At 70.2% G+C, this 15789-nt stretch carries 17 protein-coding genes; 8 read left to right on the forward strand and 9 right to left on the reverse strand.

The genetic code is table 11. The features are described 5' to 3' along the window. Positions 1–7 precede the first annotated feature (7 nt). Complete coding sequence (gene fdhD, locus ACEI37_RS14005) at positions 8–883, forward strand: formate dehydrogenase accessory sulfurtransferase FdhD (RefSeq protein WP_373379392.1); 876 nt, start codon at positions 8–10, stop codon at positions 881–883. Continuing rightward, a complete protein-coding gene (locus ACEI37_RS14010) occupies positions 880–1104 on the forward strand; it encodes a formate dehydrogenase subunit delta (protein ID WP_018008943.1) in 225 nt (74 codons plus the stop codon). The genes fdhD and ACEI37_RS14010 overlap by 4 nt, the downstream gene beginning before the upstream one ends. A gap of 30 nt (positions 1105–1134) precedes the next feature. Here the strand turns inward: ACEI37_RS14010 and ACEI37_RS14015 are convergent, their stop codons facing one another. Together ACEI37_RS14015 and ACEI37_RS14020 are read right to left on the reverse strand one after the other, a co-directional pair. Then, entirely contained in the window at positions 1135–1830 is a 696-nt protein-coding gene (locus tag ACEI37_RS14015) for a transglycosylase domain-containing protein (protein ID WP_373379393.1), read from the reverse strand. 67 nt (positions 1831–1897) lie between these two features. Then, on the reverse strand, positions 1898–3439 hold the full coding sequence (locus ACEI37_RS14020; protein WP_373379394.1) for a DASS family sodium-coupled anion symporter: 1542 nt from the start codon (positions 3437–3439) through the stop codon (positions 1898–1900). A 265-nt stretch (positions 3440–3704) separates the two neighbouring features. Between ACEI37_RS14020 and ACEI37_RS14025 the strand changes: the two genes are divergently transcribed. Beyond that, on the forward strand, positions 3705–3950 hold the full coding sequence (locus tag ACEI37_RS14025; protein ID WP_373379395.1) for an RNA-binding protein: 246 nt from the start codon (positions 3705–3707) through the stop codon (positions 3948–3950). A gap of 51 nt (positions 3951–4001) precedes the next feature. Beyond that, positions 4002–4835, forward strand: coding sequence for a tyrosine-protein phosphatase (locus tag ACEI37_RS14030; RefSeq protein ID WP_373379396.1), 834 nt, complete (start codon positions 4002–4004; stop codon positions 4833–4835). A gap of 1 nt (position 4836) precedes the next feature. On the opposite strand, the gene ACEI37_RS14035 is transcribed toward ACEI37_RS14030, so the two are convergent. Together ACEI37_RS14035 and ACEI37_RS14040 are read right to left on the reverse strand one after the other, a co-directional pair. Next, complete coding sequence (locus ACEI37_RS14035; RefSeq protein ID WP_373379397.1) at positions 4837–6072, reverse strand: acetate/propionate family kinase; 1236 nt, start codon at positions 6070–6072, stop codon at positions 4837–4839. A 43-nt stretch (positions 6073–6115) separates the two neighbouring features. Further along, a complete protein-coding gene (locus ACEI37_RS14040) occupies positions 6116–7099 on the reverse strand; it encodes a phosphate acetyltransferase (protein ID WP_373379398.1) in 984 nt (327 codons plus the stop codon). Between the two features lie 291 nt (positions 7100–7390). Between ACEI37_RS14040 and ACEI37_RS14045 the strand changes: the two genes are divergently transcribed. From ACEI37_RS14045 to ACEI37_RS14060, 4 genes are all read left to right on the forward strand, one after another. Next, the gene (locus ACEI37_RS14045; RefSeq protein ID WP_373379399.1) at positions 7391–9769 is read left to right on the forward strand and encodes a DUF3141 domain-containing protein; all 2379 of its coding nucleotides are present in this window, start codon (positions 7391–7393) and stop codon (positions 9767–9769) included. A gap of 37 nt (positions 9770–9806) precedes the next feature. After that, positions 9807–10586: an enoyl-ACP reductase FabI gene (fabI, locus tag ACEI37_RS14050; protein ID WP_373379400.1), complete on the forward strand. Its 780-nt coding sequence runs from the start codon at positions 9807–9809 to the stop codon at positions 10584–10586. A 98-nt stretch (positions 10587–10684) separates the two neighbouring features. Beyond that, positions 10685–11479 (forward strand): TOBE domain-containing protein, encoded by a 795-nt coding sequence (locus ACEI37_RS14055; protein WP_373379401.1) that lies wholly within the window; start codon positions 10685–10687, stop codon positions 11477–11479. 41 nt (positions 11480–11520) lie between these two features. Continuing rightward, positions 11521–12060 (forward strand): class IV adenylate cyclase, encoded by a 540-nt coding sequence (locus ACEI37_RS14060; RefSeq protein WP_373379402.1) that lies wholly within the window; start codon positions 11521–11523, stop codon positions 12058–12060. Here ACEI37_RS14060 and ACEI37_RS14065 read toward each other — a convergent pair. The 5 genes from ACEI37_RS14065 to ACEI37_RS14085 form a co-directional block, all read right to left on the reverse strand. Beyond that, positions 12030–12752, reverse strand: coding sequence for a sulfate/molybdate ABC transporter ATP-binding protein (locus tag ACEI37_RS14065; RefSeq protein ID WP_373379403.1), 723 nt, complete (start codon positions 12750–12752; stop codon positions 12030–12032). The genes ACEI37_RS14060 and ACEI37_RS14065 overlap by 31 nt on opposite strands. 22 nt (positions 12753–12774) lie before the next feature. After that, entirely contained in the window at positions 12775–13485 is a 711-nt protein-coding gene (modB, locus tag ACEI37_RS14070; protein WP_062797125.1) for a molybdate ABC transporter permease subunit, read from the reverse strand. 18 nt (positions 13486–13503) lie between these two features. After that, positions 13504–14274, reverse strand: a complete 771-nt coding sequence (gene modA / locus ACEI37_RS14075) for a molybdate ABC transporter substrate-binding protein (RefSeq protein WP_373379404.1) — start codon at positions 14272–14274, stop codon at positions 13504–13506. A gap of 230 nt (positions 14275–14504) precedes the next feature. Continuing rightward, positions 14505–14699 carry a DUF1059 domain-containing protein gene (locus ACEI37_RS14080; protein WP_111518674.1) on the reverse strand — a complete coding sequence of 65 codons (195 nt, stop codon included), beginning with the start codon at positions 14697–14699 and terminating at the stop codon, positions 14505–14507. 81 nt (positions 14700–14780) lie between these two features. Beyond that, positions 14781–15722, reverse strand: a complete 942-nt coding sequence (locus tag ACEI37_RS14085) for a 2-hydroxyacid dehydrogenase (protein WP_373379405.1) — start codon at positions 15720–15722, stop codon at positions 14781–14783. Positions 15723–15789: the final 67 nt, after the last annotated feature.

Here is a 15789-nt window from a genome sequence, read left to right on the forward strand (position 1 = left end):
CGATGCGATGATGCGCTGCATGCAGTCGCCGCAACGCGATCCGGCCGCGGCGGAAGACGCCGCGACCGCCACCCACAGCACCTTCGCGGTCAACCGCTGGCGCGGCGGCGAGCTGATGCTGGGGCCTGACGAGGTCGCCGAGGAAGTGCCCGTCGCGCTGGAGTACAACGGCATCTCGCATGCGGTGATGCTGGCCACGCCGGCCGACCTGGAGGACTTCGCGCTCGGCTTCAGCCTGAGCGAAGGCATCGTCGGCAGCGCGGGCGAGGTCTATGACATCGAGATCGACGCGCGCGAGCACGGCATTGCGGTGCAGCTGGAGATTGCATCGGAAGCCTTCATGCGGCTCAAGGACCGGCGCCGCGCGCTGGCCGGGCGCACCGGGTGCGGGCTATGCGGTACCGAATCGCTGGAACAGGTGATGCGGACCCCCGCGCCGGTGCACAGCACGGCGAGCTTCCATACCGACGTGATCCAGGCCGCCTTCGTACAACTGCAACTGCGCCAGGCCCTGCAGCGCCACACCGGCGCTACGCATGCCGCCGCATGGCTGCGCGCCGACGGCCACGTCTCGCTGGTGCGCGAGGACGTGGGCCGCCACAACGCGCTCGACAAGCTGGCCGGCGCGCTGGCCCGCAGTGGTGAGGATATCGCCGGCGGCGCGGTGCTGGTGACCAGCCGCGCCAGCTATGAAATGGTGCTGAAGGCCGCCACGATCGGCGCCGGTGTGCTGGCGGCGGTGTCCGCCCCCACCGCGCTGGCGGTGCGCCTGGCCGGACAGGCCGGCATCACACTGGCCGGCTTCGTGCGCGCCGGCGCGCACGTGGTCTATGCCCATCCCCAACGGCTGCAGCACGGCAGCACCCACGAGAGCCTGGCATGAAGATCGATAACCTTGTCACCATGGCCAACCAGATCGGCAGCTTCTTCGAAGCCATGCCCGATCGCGAGGAGGCGGTCGCGGATATCGCCGGGCATATCAAGCGCTTCTGGGAACCGCGCATGCGCCGGGCTTTGCTGGGGCATGTCGACGCCGATGCAGGCAGCGGGCTGCTGGAGATCGTGCGCGAGGCGCTGGGCCGGCACCGCGCCATGCTCGAATAGCAGGCGCGGCGCCGCGCTTGCCTGCGCCGCTCAGCGCAGGCGCAACGGCTCCAGCAGGGCGCCGTCGTACTCGCCGCGCGAAATCCGCCCCAGCTCCAGCATGCGTTGCAGGATATACACCTGCCGCTGACGCGCGCGCCGGGGATTGGCCACCGGGTTGTTCGCCGAGGGCGCCTTCGGCAGGCCTGCCAGCATCGCGCACTCGGCCAGCGTCAGCTGGTCCAGCCGCTTGCCGAAGTAGGTCTGCGCGGCATCGGCAAAGCCATAGGCGCCCTGTCCCAGGTAGATCTTGTTCAGGTACAGCTCGAGGATCTCGTCCTTGCCGAGGGCCTTTTCGATCCGGTACGACAGCAGCACCTCGTACAGCTTGCGCGTGTAGGTCTTCTCCCGCGAGAGGTAGAAATTGCGCGCCACCTGCATGGTGATGGTCGACGCCCCCTGCGACAGCTCGTCCGACAGGTTGGCGACGCCCGCGCGGATCACGCCGACGTAGTCGATGCCGTCATGCAGGTAGAAGCGTTCGTCCTCGATCGCCACCACGGCCTCGGTCAGCGCGCGCGGCATCCTGTCGATGGGCACGTAGTCCGGCGTATTGCGGAAGGCGGTGAGCGCGTCGAGCGACGGCAGCTGCCGGTCGGCGGCGAGAATGGCGATGGCGGCCAGCAGCGCGCCGCCGATCGCGGCGAGCAGCAGCAGCTTGAGCAGGGCGGAGCACAGGCGTTTCATGGCGCGTATTGTGCCAGCCGCCGCGCGCCCCGCGCGAGCCCCCGGTTAGCGGGTTTGCGGGTTTTGCTTATACCCAGCCCAGCCAGCGCCAATAGGTCGCGGCGAACAGCAGCATCATGGCGTAGCCGATGATCGTGACCGGGATGCCGATGCGCGCGAACTGCCGTCCGTTGAAGGTCTCGGTGCCCAGGCACACCATGTTCTGCGGTGCGTTGATCGGCAGGATAAAGCCGAAGCTGACGGTAAAGCCCAGCAGCATGGTGATGCCGACGCGGTTGATATCGCCTGGCAGGGTCTGCAGCACCGAGATCAGGATCGGCAGCAGCGCCGCGGTCAGCGCGGTGGCGCTGGCAAAGCCCAGGTGGATCAGGATCAGGAAGGCCGACAGGATCGCAAACACCAGCAGCGCGCCATGCGCCGCCAGCCCCGAGTGCGTGACCACGAACTGGCCCAGCCACTGCCCGGCCTGGGTCGACAGCAGCGCGGTGCCCAGGCTGATGCCGACCCCGAACACGATCAGCGTGCCCCACGGCGTGCGCTGCTGCATGGTCTTCCAGTCCATCACGCCGAGGCGCGGCAGCATCAGGATCACCAGCCCGACGAAGGTCACTGTGGCGGTGTCGAAGCGGTGCAGCTTGCCCTCGGTGGCCCAGAACAGCAGCAGGCCCAGCGACACCGCGGCCAGCCGCTTCTGCGGGCCGCTCATCGGTCCGAGCGCGGACAGCTCGCGCTGCACCGCCTCCTTGCCACCCGGAATGGCCTCGGTCTCGGCCGGCAGCAGCCAGCGCACCAGCACATAGAGCACCACCGACATGGCCACCGCCCATGGCGCGCCCGCGATCAGCCATTGCAGCCAGGTGATGCGCTCGCCCAGCAGCTTGTCCATGAAGCCGACCGTCAGCAGGTTCTGCGCGGCGGCGGTCTGGATGCCGACGTTCCAGATGCTGGTGGCCTGCGCCACCGTGATCATGATGCCGGCGGCGATATTGGACTTCTTGTCGACCCCGAACGCGGCGATTACGCCCATCATGATCGGCACCACGCAGGCGCTGCGCGCGGTGGCGCTGGGCACCACCAGGCTCAGCGCAACGGTGACCGCGATGGTGCCGATCAGGATGCGGCGCGTGCTGGTGCCGATTGCCGACAGCGTCACCAGTGCGATGCGCCGGTCGAGCCCGGTCACCGTCATCGCCGCAGAAATGAACAGCGCCGCCGCGACCAGCGCCAGCGCGGTATTGGAGAATCCGGCCAAGGCCATGCCCAGCGCCTTCGAGGTGCCGTATTGGATTGAGGGGTCGTTCACGGTCGGCGCAAAGCCGATCAGCCCGGCCATCAGCGAGGTGATCATGATGGCGCTGGCTTCGTACGACACCGCCTCGGTGATCCACACCACGATGGCGAACGCGAGGATCGCCAGCATGCGCTGGCCGGCAATGGTGAGCCCGTCGGGCTGCGGGATCGCCAGCACCGCGATCAGCGCGGCGGCGGCTGCGAACAGGCCCCAGTGCAGGGTCAGCCTGGGTGTGGCTGCGGGGGCTGGTGTGGCCGCAGGTGTGCCGACGACGGGGGCGGCAGGGGCAGGCGGCTGGGAGGCGGGAAGTTCTGGCATTGCCGACATTCCTTGTAGTTCGAGCTGTCTGAAATTTTCCGGCGCGCAGCGGGCGATGTCGAGGACCGGAGCGGGATAGTTACGGCCGTCATGCGCAAGATCAAGGCGAGGGCAGATCGTCGGATTCTCCGGCCGCCGCGCGCGTCATACCAGTGAGAGGCTCGCCATACAAGGCCTCCGCGGCAGTCCGCATGATCCAACACCGGCGCCGCGCTGGGGTAGGTGAGGCACGAGCCGGAGTGATCTGAAATAATTGGAGCCGACCATGAAGGTTTTAGTACGCGGTCTCAAGGCCGGGCTGGACCCGGCGGCGCTGCGCAAGGCGCTGGCACGGTATGCGAAGATCCGTTCGGTGGAACTGGTGAAGGAAGGCGACCCCAGGCATCCGTGGGCCTGGGTCGATATCGACGCCGGCGCGCTGACGGTGTGGAAGCTGGTGGCGCGGCTGGACCGGCGCTATATCGCCGGCTGCCACCTGCGCTGGCACGTGCCGGCGTACCGCGAGCGCTGAAGCGCCCGCACCGGCACCCGCGAGCCCGGCAACGACAAACTGGAAAGAATAATGCTCAAGTGGCTTCAACGCTCGGCCTGTCCGCATGCCCTCGCGGCCATGCCGCCAACACCGGCGGTAACCGGCACCGTGCCGAACGTGCCAAACGTGCCGGACCTGGTGTTCGAACGCATCAGCAACGCGCGCGACCTGGGCGGGCTGGTGGGCGCGGAAGGCCGTCGCGTGCGCCACGGCCGGCTCTACCGCAGCGGTAACCCGGCGCTGGCGAGCGACGCTGACCTGGCGCGGCTGCAGGCGCTCGGGCTCGACATGGTGGTGGATTTCCGCTCGCCCGGCGAGAAGTCGCCGGGCGAAGCGGCCTTCGGCCAGCGCTTCCGCTGGCAGGCGGTGCCGGTGCTGGAAGGCAGCATGGCGATGGATGTGCTGATGCCGCGCCTGCGCGCCAGCACGCCGGCGCAGATGGATGCCTTCATGCTCGAGGTGTACCGCGATTTCCCGGTGCGCTATCGCGAAGCCTTCGGCGGCTTCATGCAGACCGTGCAGGGGGGCCAGACGCTGCTGTTCCACTGCACCGCGGGCAAGGACCGCACCGGCTTTGCCGCGCTGCTGTTGCTGGCCGCGCTGGGTGTGGGGCAGGACGATATCCTGGCCAACTACCTGGAATCGAACCAGCGCAACGCGCAGTTCAATGCAGCCGCACTGGCGCAGATGGGCGGGCTCGGCATCGATGCCGCGGTGATGATGCCGCTGCTGGAAGTCCGGGCCAGCTACCTCGACGCGTCGATGCAGGCCATCGACGCGGGCTGGGGCAGCGTCGGCAACTACCTGCGCGACGCGCTGCAGGTCGACGTCGCGCAGCTGCGCGCGCACTACCTGGCCGATTGACCTACAGCTTGCCGCTGTCGCGCAGGATGCGCGCGGTGCTCAACGCAATCATTCCTTCTTCGTCGGTCGGCAGCACCAGCACCGGCACGCGGCTGTCGTCGCGGCTGATGCGCTGGCTGTTGTTGCCGTTGGCGCCGGCATCGAGCGTGATGCCGAACAGCCCGGCCAGGTGTTCGCAGATGCGCGCCCGCACGGGCGGCGAGTTGGCGCCGATGCCCGCGGTGAATACCAGCGCGTCGAGCCCGCCCAGCGTCGTGGCGAGCTTGCCGATCTCCTGCGCGGCGCGGTAGGCGTAAAAATCCACTGCCAGCCGCGCGCGCGGCGCGTCGCTGGCAAGCAGCGCGCGCATGTCGCTGCTGATACCGGACAGTCCCTTCAGCCCCGATTCCTGGTACAGCATCGCCTGGATCTCGGCGGCGCTCATGCCTTGCTGCGCCAGCCACAGCAGCGCGCCCGGATCGACCGCGCCGCAGCGCGTGCCCATCGGCAGGCCGTCGAGCGCGGTCAGGCCCATGGTGCTGTCGACGCTGAGGCCGTCGCGCATCGCGCACAGGCTGGCGCCGTTGCCCAGGTGCGCCACCACCACGCGGCCTTCGGCCAGGTCCGGGGCGACCTGGCGCAGCCGGCGCGCGATGTACTCGTACGACAGCCCATGGAAGCCATAGCGCCGGATGCCGCGCTCGAAATACGCATAGGGCAGCGCCATCAGCTGCGCCAGCACGTCGTGCCCGGCGTGGAAAGCGGTGTCGAAGCACGCCACCTGCAGCAACTCAGGCATGGCCTGGCGCACCGCACGGATCGCGGTCAGGTTGTGCGGCTGGTGCAGCGGCGCCAGCGGCACCAGCGCTTCCAGGTTTTGCAGCACGGTGTCGTCGATGCACACCGCCTGCGCGTAGCCGGCGCCGCCATGCACCACGCGATGGCCGATCGCCACCGGCGGGTGGTCGCGCAGGCCCACGCTCAGCACCAGCCGCACCAGCCGGAAGGCGGCATCGTGGTCGGCCACCTGCGCCTGCGGGAAGGTCTCGTCGGCAACCACGCGGCCGTCGGCCATGGTGGCGCGCAGCCGCGGCGCGACGCCGATGCCTTCGATCTGGCCGTGCGCGCTCAGCACCGGGTTGATGTCGGCATTGCCGTGCGCGGCCTCGGGCACAGCGTAGACCGAGACCTTGACGCTGGACGAGCCCGCGTTGACGACGAGGATGACGGCGGGCGCGGCGGTGTGGAAGGTGGTCACGCTGTAAAGCTCCGTTGTCAGTGCGCAGGTGGCGCCGCTCAGGTCAGACCTGTGCCGCGGCTTCGGCGCCGCGGCGGGCGTGGGCCAGCAGCACCGCGATGGCGCAGCTGCCGATGCGCGCGCGCACGCTGTCGGCCCGGCTGGTCAGGATCACGGGCACGCGCGCGCCCAGCACGATGCCGGCGGCTTCGGCCCCGGCCAGGAAGGTGAGCTGCTTGGCCAGCATGTTGCCGGCTTCCAGGTCCGGCACCAGCAGGATGTCGGGGTCGCCGGCGACGTCCGAATCGATGCCCTTGGTGATCGCGGCCTCGCGGCTGATGGCGTTGTCGAAGGCAAGCGGGCCGTCGAGCACGCCGCCGGTGATCTGCCCGCGCCGCGCCATGGTGCACAGCGCGGCGGCGTCGATGGTGGAGGGGATCTTGTCGGTGACGGTCTCGACCGCGGACAGGATCGCCACCTTGGGCCGCTCGATCCCGAGCGTGCGCAGCAGGTCGATGGCATTGCGGCAGATATCGGCCTTCTCGTTCAGCGTGGGGAAGATGTTGACCGCGGCGTCGGTGATGAACAGCGGCTTGTGGTACCGCGGCACGTCCATCGCGAACACATGCGACAGGCGCCGCCCGGTGCGCAGCCCGCTGGACGACGCGGTGACCTCGTGCAGCAGTTCGTCGGTATGCAGGCTGCCTTTCATCAGCAGTTCGGCCTCGCCGGCGCGCACCGCCTCGACCGCGCGCGCGGCCGAGGCATGGCTGTGCGGCGTGTCGATGATGACGGTGTCGCCCAGCACCATGCCGTGCTCCGCGGCTACCCGGCGGATGCGCGCCGCGGGACCGACCAGGATCGGCACGATCAGGCCGATCTGCGCCGCCTGCAGCGCGCCGCCCAGCGACGCGGCATCGCACGGATGCGCCACCGCGGTGGGGATGGGCGGCAGCCCGGCACAGCGCGCCAGCAGCGTGGCGTATTTGTCCGGCGCCGGCGCGGCCGGTGCGGCCAGGTCGGACATGGCAGGCGAGGCAGCAGTCATGACGACGTTCCGTGCGATGGTCAGTGGATAAAGCAGCGGCCCGGGTACCGGGGTTGAATGGACGCCGGTTGCTGCAATGCGCAAGGCGCCGTGCCCCAGTATAGGCGCCAATTAGGGCAGGGCGATGAACATGGAAGCGGCCCGCGGCGCGGTAGCCGGCCCCAACCAGCCGCGGGTTGCACCGCGCCGCCGCCGCTGCTAGGCTTGTTTTTGTTGCAGGGCAACAAGCGTCACGCCGGCCGCGCGCCACGCGCGCGGAATCCCGGCTTGGCGTCCACCAGGGGGAGTGCCATGACCGCACGCGAACGCGCCGTCCTGCCGCAGGACGGCACTGCCACCGCGACTTCCACGCCTGACACGCCAACGCGCGGGCTGGCGCATGCAGACCCGTTTGGCGCACTGGCCCGGCCGTTTCTCGAGTACGCCCATGACGCCTGGCAGCGCAGCGTGCTGCTGCTCGACATCCTGCGCCAGCGCGGCAATCTGTCGGCCGAGCATGAGCGCGAGGGCATGCCCCCGGTGCTGGTGTTCGAACACGAATTGCTGGCCGATGGCCGCCAGTTGCCGGAGCCCGCCAACTACGCGCTGCTGCGCATCGTGCCGCCCGCCGGCAGCCCGACCGATCCCGCCAGGCGGCCCTTCGTCGTGATCGATCCGCGCGCCGGCCATGGCCCCGGCATCGGTGGCTTCAAGGCCGACAGCGAGATCGGCATCGCGCTGCGCACCGGCCATCCGTGCTACTTCATCACCTTCTTCCACGAGCCCTGCCCGGGCCAGACCATCGAGGCCGTGGCGCGCGCCGAGGCTGCGTTCCTGCGCATCGTCGGCGAGCGGCACCCCGATGCGCCCGGCAAGCCCTTTGTCATCGGCAACTGCCAGGCCGGCTGGGCGCTGATGATGCTGGCCGCGGTGGCGCCCGAGCGCACCGGTCCGCTGCTGCTGGCCGGCGCGCCGCTGGCGTACTGGTCCGGCGTGCGCGGGCGCAACCCGATGCGCTACAGCGGCGGCCTGCTGGGCGGGTCGTGGCTGGCATCGCTGGCGGCCGACCTGGGCAATGGCCGCTTCGACGGCGCCTGGCTGGTGCAGAACTTCGAGCAGCTCAATCCCGCCAACACGCTGTGGCAGAAGCTCTACGACGTCTACGCGCGCGTCGATACCGAAGGCCCGCGTTTCCTTGACTTCGAGCGCTGGTGGGGCGGCCATTTCCTGATGAACCGCGCCGAGATCGACTGGATCGTGCAGCAGCTGTTCGTCGGCAACCGGCTCACGGCCGGGGCGGTGCGCAGCAGCGACGGCAAGACCGTGGTGGATCTGCGCAACGTGCGCGCGCCGGTGATCATCTTTGCCTCGTGGGGGGACAATATTACGCCGCCGCAGCAGGCGCTGAACTGGATCCCGGACCTGTATGCGAGCGACGACGAGCTGGTCGCCAACGACCAGGTCATTGTCTACTGCCTGCACCCGACCGTGGGCCACCTGGGCATCTTCGTCTCCGCCGGCGTGGCCAACCGCGAGCACAGTGAACTGTTCTGCGCGCTGGACCTGATCGACGTGCTGCCGCCGGGACTGTACGAGGCCAAAATCGAAGACATCGCGCCGGACCTGCCGCATCGCGAGCTGGTCGAAGGGCGCTACCTGGTGCGCTTCGAGCGCCGCGGCATCGCCGACATCCTGGCGCTGGACGATGGCCGCGACGACGAGCGTGCCTTCGAGGTGGTGCGGCGCGTGGCCGAGATCAACCAGCATGTCTACGACACCTTTGCCTCGCCGTGGGTGCGCGCTTTCTCCAGCGAGTTCAGCGCGCAATGGATGCGCGCGCTGCATCCCGCGCGGCTGGAACGCACGCTGGCAACCGACATGAACCCGTGGATGGCCTGGATCGGCGCGCTCGCGCCATGGGTGCGCGAGCATCGCGCGCCGGTCGCGCCGGACAATCCTCTGCTGACGCTGGAGCAGGCGGCCTCGCAACAGATCGTGCGCGCGCTCGACCAGTTCCGCGACTGGCGCGATGCCTGCTACGAGCAGGTGTTCGAGGCAATCTACCAGGCGCCCGCGATGGCGGCGCTGGTCGGGCTGCAGGCGCAGGCGCCGGCCAACCTGGAGTCGCCCGTCACGGTGGCGCTGCGCGAGGAACTGGCGGCGCGGCGCCTGCGCGATGCCGAGGCGGCGATCGCGCAGGGCGGCACGCTGGAGGCCTTCGTGCGCGTGCTGGCCTATGTCGTCGAACGGCCCAGCGCGATCGAGGAGCGGCCCTTCAACCTGTTGCGTCGCATCGCGCGCGAGCAGCAGCAGGCGACCGAAACCAACGGCGGCCATGCCGACCTGGCCGCGTTCAAGACCGCGGTGCGCCAGCAGAGCTTTATCGTCCGGCTCGACCCTCAGCGCGCGATCCGGGCCCTGCCGGCGCTGGTGCCGGACCGCGAGACCCGGCGCAAGCTGATGGCGGCGGCGCATCGCGTGATGACCGTGAGCGGCCCGCTGGCGGGCGAGCGGCTGGCGCGCTATCGCGAGGTCGCGGAGATCCTTGGCACGGGCGATGCGCCGGAGGCAGCCGAGACGCCCGCAACGGCGCAGCCGCCAGAGACGGCCGGTGCGCCCGGCCATGCCGACAGCGGCAAGCCACAGTCCTCGCGCGCGCCTGGCAGGCGCAAGGCCGCGCCGCGCAGCTGAGGACAGGATTCCGCCCCGGATTTCGACAGGAGCCCCCATGGTCAACGTCCCTCATCCGCCGCTTGTCGGCGCCCGCGTACTGGTGGCCGGCGTGGCCAATGCCGATTCGATCGCCTGGGGCTGCGCCCGCGCCTTTCGCGAGCTGGGCGCCGAGGTGGCCATGACCTACCTGAACGACAAGGCCTACCCGCATGTCGCGCCGCTGGCCGAGTCCGTGCAGGCGCCGATCCTGATGCCGCTGGACGTCGAAGACCCGGCGCAGATGGCGGCGCTGTTCGCGCGCATCGACAGCGTGTGGGGCCGGCTCGACGCGGTGGTCCATTCGATCGCCTTCGCGCCGCAGGCAGACCTGCAGGGCGGCTTGCTCAACTCGTCGGCCGAAGGCTTTGCGCGCGCCATGGATATCTCGTGCCACTCGTTCGTGCGCATGGCGCGCCTGGCCGTGCCGCTGATGACGCAAGGCGGCACGCTGTTCGCGATGAGCTATGAAGGCGCCCGCCGCGTGGTGCCCAACTACAACCTGATGGGCCCGGTCAAGGCCGCGCTGGAGGCCAGTTGCCGCTACCTCGCGCATGAACTGGGGCCGCGCGGCATCCGCGTCCATGCGATCTCGCCGGGACCGCTGAAGACGCGCGCGGCGTCGGGGCTGAAGGACTTCGACCTGCTGCTGGCCGACGCCGCCGGGCGAGCGCCGCTGGGCGAAGGGGTCGACATCATGGACGTGGGCTTCGCCACCGCCTACCTGGCCACGCCGTACGCGCGCCGCATTTCCGGCAATACCGTGTACGTGGACGGCGGCGTGCACATCATGGCGTAGCGGGCGTTCTTCTTTGCGCGAGAGCCGGCGCCAAATGGGATTACCATAACCGCGTTTCGGACTTCAATGCGGTGCCGGCCAGCGGCGCCCGACCCCCAATGCTTGAACTCCAGGGAGCCATCTGGTTCCGCTCCGGCTCGCAGGACTGGGGCGGCAAGGACCGCATCGCGCTGCTCGCCGCCATTGGCGAGCACGGCTCGATCACGGCCGCCGCGCGCGCCGTCGGCATCAGCTACAAGGCCGCGTGGGACGCCATCGATGCGATGAACAACAGCGCCGGCGAGCCGTTGGTGGTGCGCGCCGCGGGCGGCAAGGGCGGTGGCGGCACGCGCCTGACCGCGCGCGGCGAACAGCTGATCCGCACCTATCGCGCGCTCGAGGACGAGCACCGGCGCTTTGTCGCGCAGCTGTCGCGGCTGGGCGAAGGCGTGGCCGACGATATCCACCTGATGAGGCGAATGATGATCAAGACCAGTGCGCGCAACAAGCTGTTCGGGCGCGTCGCCAGCGTCAAGGGCGGCGCAGTCAACGACGAGGTCGAGCTTGAGCTTGCCGGCGGGCAGCGCATCGTCGCGACCATCACGCACGAGAGCGTCGAGACGCTGGAGCTTGCCGAGGGCGTCGAGGCGTTTGCGCTGATCAAGGCATCGTCGGTGCTGGTGGGGCTGCCCGAACCGGGCCTGCGGCTGTCGGCGCGCAACCAGCTGGCGGGCGTGGTCGCGCGCGTGATGCCCGGTGCGGTGAACGCCGAGGTGGTGATCGAACTCGACGGCGGCGGCACGGTGGCCGCGATCGTCACCAACGGCAGCGTCGAGGCGCTGGGGCTGCAGGCGGGCGTGGCGGCGGTGGCGATATTCAAGGCCTCGAGCGTGATCCTCGGCGTGGTGGGGTGATTGCGGCGCGCTTGCTGACCGGTTGACCTGAAGGAACACGGATGCCAAGGAACATCGAGATCAAGGCCCGCATCGACAGCGTCGAGGCGCTGTTGCCGCGCGCCGCCGCCCTGGCCGACCACGGGCCCGAATACATCCGCCAGGACGATACCTTCTTCCGCTGCGCCAACGGGCGGCTCAAGCTGCGCGAGTTCGCGCCGGACCGCGGCGAACTGATCTTCTACGCGCGCGCCGACGAGGCCGGGCCGAAGGAGAGCTTCTACATCCTGTCGCCGACGCCGTCGCCCGGCACGCTGCGCGCCGCGCTGGCCGCCGCGCACGGCGAAGGCGGGCGGGTGCGCAAGCTGCGCACGCTGTACCTGGCCGGACGCACGCGCGTGCACCTGGACCGGGTCGAGGCACTCGGCGATTTCCTGGAACTTGAAGTGGTGCTGGCCGATGCGGAGAGCGTGGCGGACGGCGTGGCCGAGGCCCACGCCCTGCTGGCCCGCCTGGGCGTTCCCGCGTCCGCCCTGGTCGAAGGCGCGTACGTCGACCTGCTGCGCGCGGCTCAGGCCACGCGCGCCGACACCGGCGCGTAGACCGGCGGGTGGTGGCGGCTGGTGCCGCTGCCGAAGATGCGGCCTTCGCGGATTTCGAGCACGTGGTCGCCCAGCGCCTCGACATCGGCGGGGTCGTGCGAGATCACCAGCATCGGCACGTCGAGGCTGGCCTGCAGCGTGCGCAGCTCTGCCCGCATGCGCGCGCGCAGCGCGGGGTCCAGCGCCGAGAACGGTTCATCCAGCAGCACGATGTCGGGCTGCGCCACCAGCGCGCGCGCCAGCGCTACGCGCTGCTTCTGGCCGCCGGAGATCTCCGCCGGATAGTTGCCGGCGATATCGGCCAGGCCGAAGGCATCGATCCAGCGCTGCGCCTGCGGATGCACCGCGCCGCGGCGCGGATTGCGCCAGCCGCGCGCCAGGCCGAAGCCGATGTTCTGGCTTACGGTCAGGTGCGGGAACAGCGCATATTCCTGGAACAGGTAGGCCACCCGGCGCTCCTGCGGACGCACGTCGATGCCGGCGTCGGCGTCGAACAGGGTGCGGCCGTTCAGCACGATGCGGCCGCTGTCCGGGGTCAGCAGGCCGGCGATGGCGCGCAGCGTCAGGCTCTTGCCCGCGCCCGAAGGGCCGAACAACGCAATGCGCCGGCTGGCCGAATCGAATTCGATATCGAGCCCGAAGTGGCGGTCGGCCGAGACCATCTGCTTGCGGATGCTGACGTGCATGCTCATGGCGATATGCGTGGTCCTGGTGTTAGCGCACGCGCGGACGCAAGCGCCGGCGTTCGTAGAGTTCAGCGGGATTGCGCGCGGCCGCCGGCACCAGGCGTCCGGCAATCACCAGCAGCAGCACGCAGGTGACGGAGGTCACCAGCACCAGCAGGTTGGCGGTATTGTCGTCGCCGGCCTGGACCGCCTCATAGATGGCCACCGACAGCGTCTGCGTGCGGCCGGGCAGGTTGCCCGCGATCATCAGCGTGGCGCCGAATTCGCCCAGCGCGCGCGCAAAGGCCAGCAGCACGCCGGCGATGATGCCGCGCGCCGCCAGCGGCAGCGTGACGCGGAAGAAGATGCCGGCCTCGGGCACGCCCAGCACGCGCGCGGCGTTTTCCAGCTGGTGGTCGACGCCTTCGAAGGCGGCGCGCGCGGACTTCAGCACCAGCGGGAAGGCGACGATGGTCGAGGCCAGCACCGCGCCCTGCCAGGTAAAGACCAGTTCGATGCCCAGTCGCGCCAGCCACTCGCCGAACACGCCGCGGCGTCCCACCAGCACCAGCAGGTAGTAGCCCAGCACCGTCGGCGGCAGCACCAGCGGCAGCGTCAGCACCGCGTCGACCACGTCGCGCAGCGGCGAGCGCCAGCGCGCCAGCGCCCACGCCGCGCCGACGCCGAGCACGGCGTTCAGCGCGGTGGCCCAGCCCGCCACCTTCAGTGACAGCAGCAGCGGTACCCAGACGGCATCCATGGCGTGCGCGGCGCGGCCTCAGGGCTTGTGGAAGCCGAAGCGCGACAGGATCGCCTGGCCATCCGGCGAGGCGACATAGTCGACAAACTGCGCCGCTTGCTGCGGCTGGCGCGCCTGGCTGGTGACGGCGATCGGGTAGGTCACCGGCGTGCGGCTGGGCACGCGCACCGCGACCTTGACCTTGTCGGGCATCACAGTGGCGTCGGTGGCAAAGACGAAGCCGGCCTCGACCTCGCCGCGCGCGACGTAGTCCAGGCTCTGGCGCACGTTCTGCGCCGGCACCCCCTTGGCGGCGACCGCGTCCCACAGCCCGGCCGCTTCCAGCGCACCGCGGGTGTAGCGGCCCACCGGCACCGAGGCCGGGTTGCCGTAGGCGATGCGCCGGACTTCGGGGCGCGTCAGGTCCTGCAGCGAGGCGATCGCCAGCTTGCTGTCGGCCGGCACGATCAGCACCACCTGGTTTGCTGCGAAGTTGCGGCGCGAGGCCGGCGCGATCACCTTCTCGGCCTCGGCCTTGTTCATCGCCTCCTGGTCGGCCGAGGCGAACACATCGGCCGGCGCACCCTTGACGATCTGCTGCATCAACACGTCCGAGGCGCCGAAGTTCAGCACCACGTGCGTGCCGGGGTGGGCGCGCTCGTAGGACTCGGCCAGCGCTTTGAAGGCGTTGGTCAGGCTGGCTGCGGCGGACACCACCAGGTCGGCGGCGAAGGCGGGCGGGGCGGCCAGCGCCAGCATCGCGGCGGCGGCCAGCAGCAACCCGCGGCGGCGGGAATGGAAGGCAGGCATCGGAAACGGAATCCTCGGGAAGCGGCCGCCGGCATGCAAGGGCAGGCGCGGCAAGGCCGGAGCGGGTGGACTGTCAGGCGCAATATACGTCTGTATATAGCGCGGCGTCAATGATGCGCCATGACGGGCGTCAGGAGTATTCCAACCGGCATAAGTGCTGTATCAGGGGCTGCGAATGAGCCCCGGCGTGGGGGACGGCTGGCGCCTGCGCGGCGCCAGCCCTGCCGGCTTCAGGCCGGCGGCGTGCCTTCCTTGAACATGGATTTCAGCTGGCTGCGCAGCTCAGGCGTGTCCTGATGCTTGTGCACCGCCACCGCATGCTGGACCGCGGCTTCGAGCAGTTCGTCCTCGCTGTCGGCGCTCAGCGCGACCGTGCAGTGGGTGTCGCTCGGATACTCGCGGCAATCGATAAACTTGCGTGCCATGATGCCTCCTGACGCCGGCCCGCAGGCTAGGCTGGAGCCGGTGCCTCAAGTATAGGCACGCGGTGCCTGCCGGTTGACGCCCTAGGGCACCGGCGTCAGCACCTTGCCGCCGGCCAGGAACGCGTCGAGGTTCTGCAGGGTCAGCGCGGTCATGGCGGCGCGCGTCTCGTGCGTGCCGCTGGCCATGTGCGGCGCCAGCACGACATGGTCCATGGCGAGCAGCGCCGGCGGCACGTTGGGCTCGTCCTGGAACACATCGAGCCCCGCGCCGCCGAGCCGGCCTTCGGCGAGAGCCGCGACCAGCGCCGCCTCGTCGACCACGCTGCCGCGCGACACGTTGACCAGGATGCCGCGCGAACCCAGCGCATCGAGGATCTCGCGCGACACCAGCCCCGCGGTCGAGGGCCCGCCGACGGTGGCCACCACCAGGAAGTCGGCCCACGTTGCCAGCGCCTTCAGGTCCGCTTCGAAGCGCCACGGCGCGCCTGCGCGCGGGCGGCGGTTGTGGTAGGCGATCTCCATGTCGAAGCCCTGCGCGCGCCGCGCGACGATCTCGCCGATGCGGCCCAGGCCGAGGATGCCCAGCTTCTTGCCGGAGACGCGCGTGGTCAGCGGGAAGCCCCCCTGCGGCCAGCGCCCGGCGCGCACGAAGCGGTCGCCATGGGCGATGCCGCGCGCCGCGTCGAGCAGCAGCCCGAAGGCGAGGTCGGCGACGCAGTCGTTGAGCACGTCGGGCGTATTGCTGACCTGGATGCCGCGCGCGCGGGCGGCCTCCAGCGCGATCGCGTCATAGCCGACGCCGAAGCTGACGATGGCTTCCAGGCGCGGCAGCGCATCGATCAGCGCGGCACTGCAGCCGTGGCGCGCCGAGGTCACCACCACGCGCACCCGCTGCCCCTCGCTGCGCGCCCAGGCCAGCGCATCGGCCTGCTGCCACAGCGCCGCGGCGCCGTACTGTTGCTGCAGGGTGGCATTGGTCTGCGGCGCGAGCGGGCCGACCTGGAGGATCTGGGGAGCGGGCATGGGGCGGAGGAGGTCGAGGCGTGACCGGCAATGTTAGCGCAAGGGCCGGCGCCGCGCCGGCGCCCGA

The sequence above is a fragment of the Cupriavidus nantongensis genome (genome assembly GCF_041726985.1).
Classification (GTDB): Bacteria; Pseudomonadota; Gammaproteobacteria; order Burkholderiales; family Burkholderiaceae; genus Cupriavidus; species Cupriavidus nantongensis_A.

Bases quoted from the DNA above. Each gene is read 5' to 3' on its own strand.
- ACEI37_RS14085 (WP_373379405.1), bottom strand. From the start codon at position 15,722: ATGCCCGCTCCCCAGATCCTCCAGGTCGGCCCGCTCGCGCCGCAGACC.
- ACEI37_RS14055 (WP_373379401.1), top strand. From the start codon at position 10,685: ATGCTTGAACTCCAGGGAGCCATCTGGTTCCGCTCCGGCTCGCAGGAC.
- ACEI37_RS14020 (WP_373379394.1), bottom strand. From the start codon at position 3,439: ATGCCAGAACTTCCCGCCTCCCAGCCGCCTGCCCCTGCCGCCCCCGTC.
- ACEI37_RS14060 (WP_373379402.1), top strand. From the start codon at position 11,521: ATGCCAAGGAACATCGAGATCAAGGCCCGCATCGACAGCGTCGAGGCG.
- ACEI37_RS14025 (WP_373379395.1), top strand. From the start codon at position 3,705: ATGAAGGTTTTAGTACGCGGTCTCAAGGCCGGGCTGGACCCGGCGGCG.
- modB (WP_062797125.1), bottom strand. From the start codon at position 13,485: ATGGATGCCGTCTGGGTACCGCTGCTGCTGTCACTGAAGGTGGCGGGC.
- ACEI37_RS14040 (WP_373379398.1), bottom strand. From the start codon at position 7,099: ATGACTGCTGCCTCGCCTGCCATGTCCGACCTGGCCGCACCGGCCGCG.
- ACEI37_RS14045 (WP_373379399.1), top strand. From the start codon at position 7,391: ATGACCGCACGCGAACGCGCCGTCCTGCCGCAGGACGGCACTGCCACC.
- ACEI37_RS14030 (WP_373379396.1), top strand. From the start codon at position 4,002: ATGCTCAAGTGGCTTCAACGCTCGGCCTGTCCGCATGCCCTCGCGGCC.
- ACEI37_RS14010 (WP_018008943.1), top strand. From the start codon at position 880: ATGAAGATCGATAACCTTGTCACCATGGCCAACCAGATCGGCAGCTTC.
- fabI (WP_373379400.1), top strand. From the start codon at position 9,807: ATGGTCAACGTCCCTCATCCGCCGCTTGTCGGCGCCCGCGTACTGGTG.
- ACEI37_RS14080 (WP_111518674.1), bottom strand. From the start codon at position 14,699: ATGGCACGCAAGTTTATCGATTGCCGCGAGTATCCGAGCGACACCCAC.
- fdhD (WP_373379392.1), top strand. From the start codon at position 8: ATGATGCGCTGCATGCAGTCGCCGCAACGCGATCCGGCCGCGGCGGAA.
- modA (WP_373379404.1), bottom strand. From the start codon at position 14,274: ATGCCTGCCTTCCATTCCCGCCGCCGCGGGTTGCTGCTGGCCGCCGCC.
- ACEI37_RS14015 (WP_373379393.1), bottom strand. From the start codon at position 1,830: ATGAAACGCCTGTGCTCCGCCCTGCTCAAGCTGCTGCTGCTCGCCGCG.
- ACEI37_RS14065 (WP_373379403.1), bottom strand. From the start codon at position 12,752: ATGAGCATGCACGTCAGCATCCGCAAGCAGATGGTCTCGGCCGACCGC.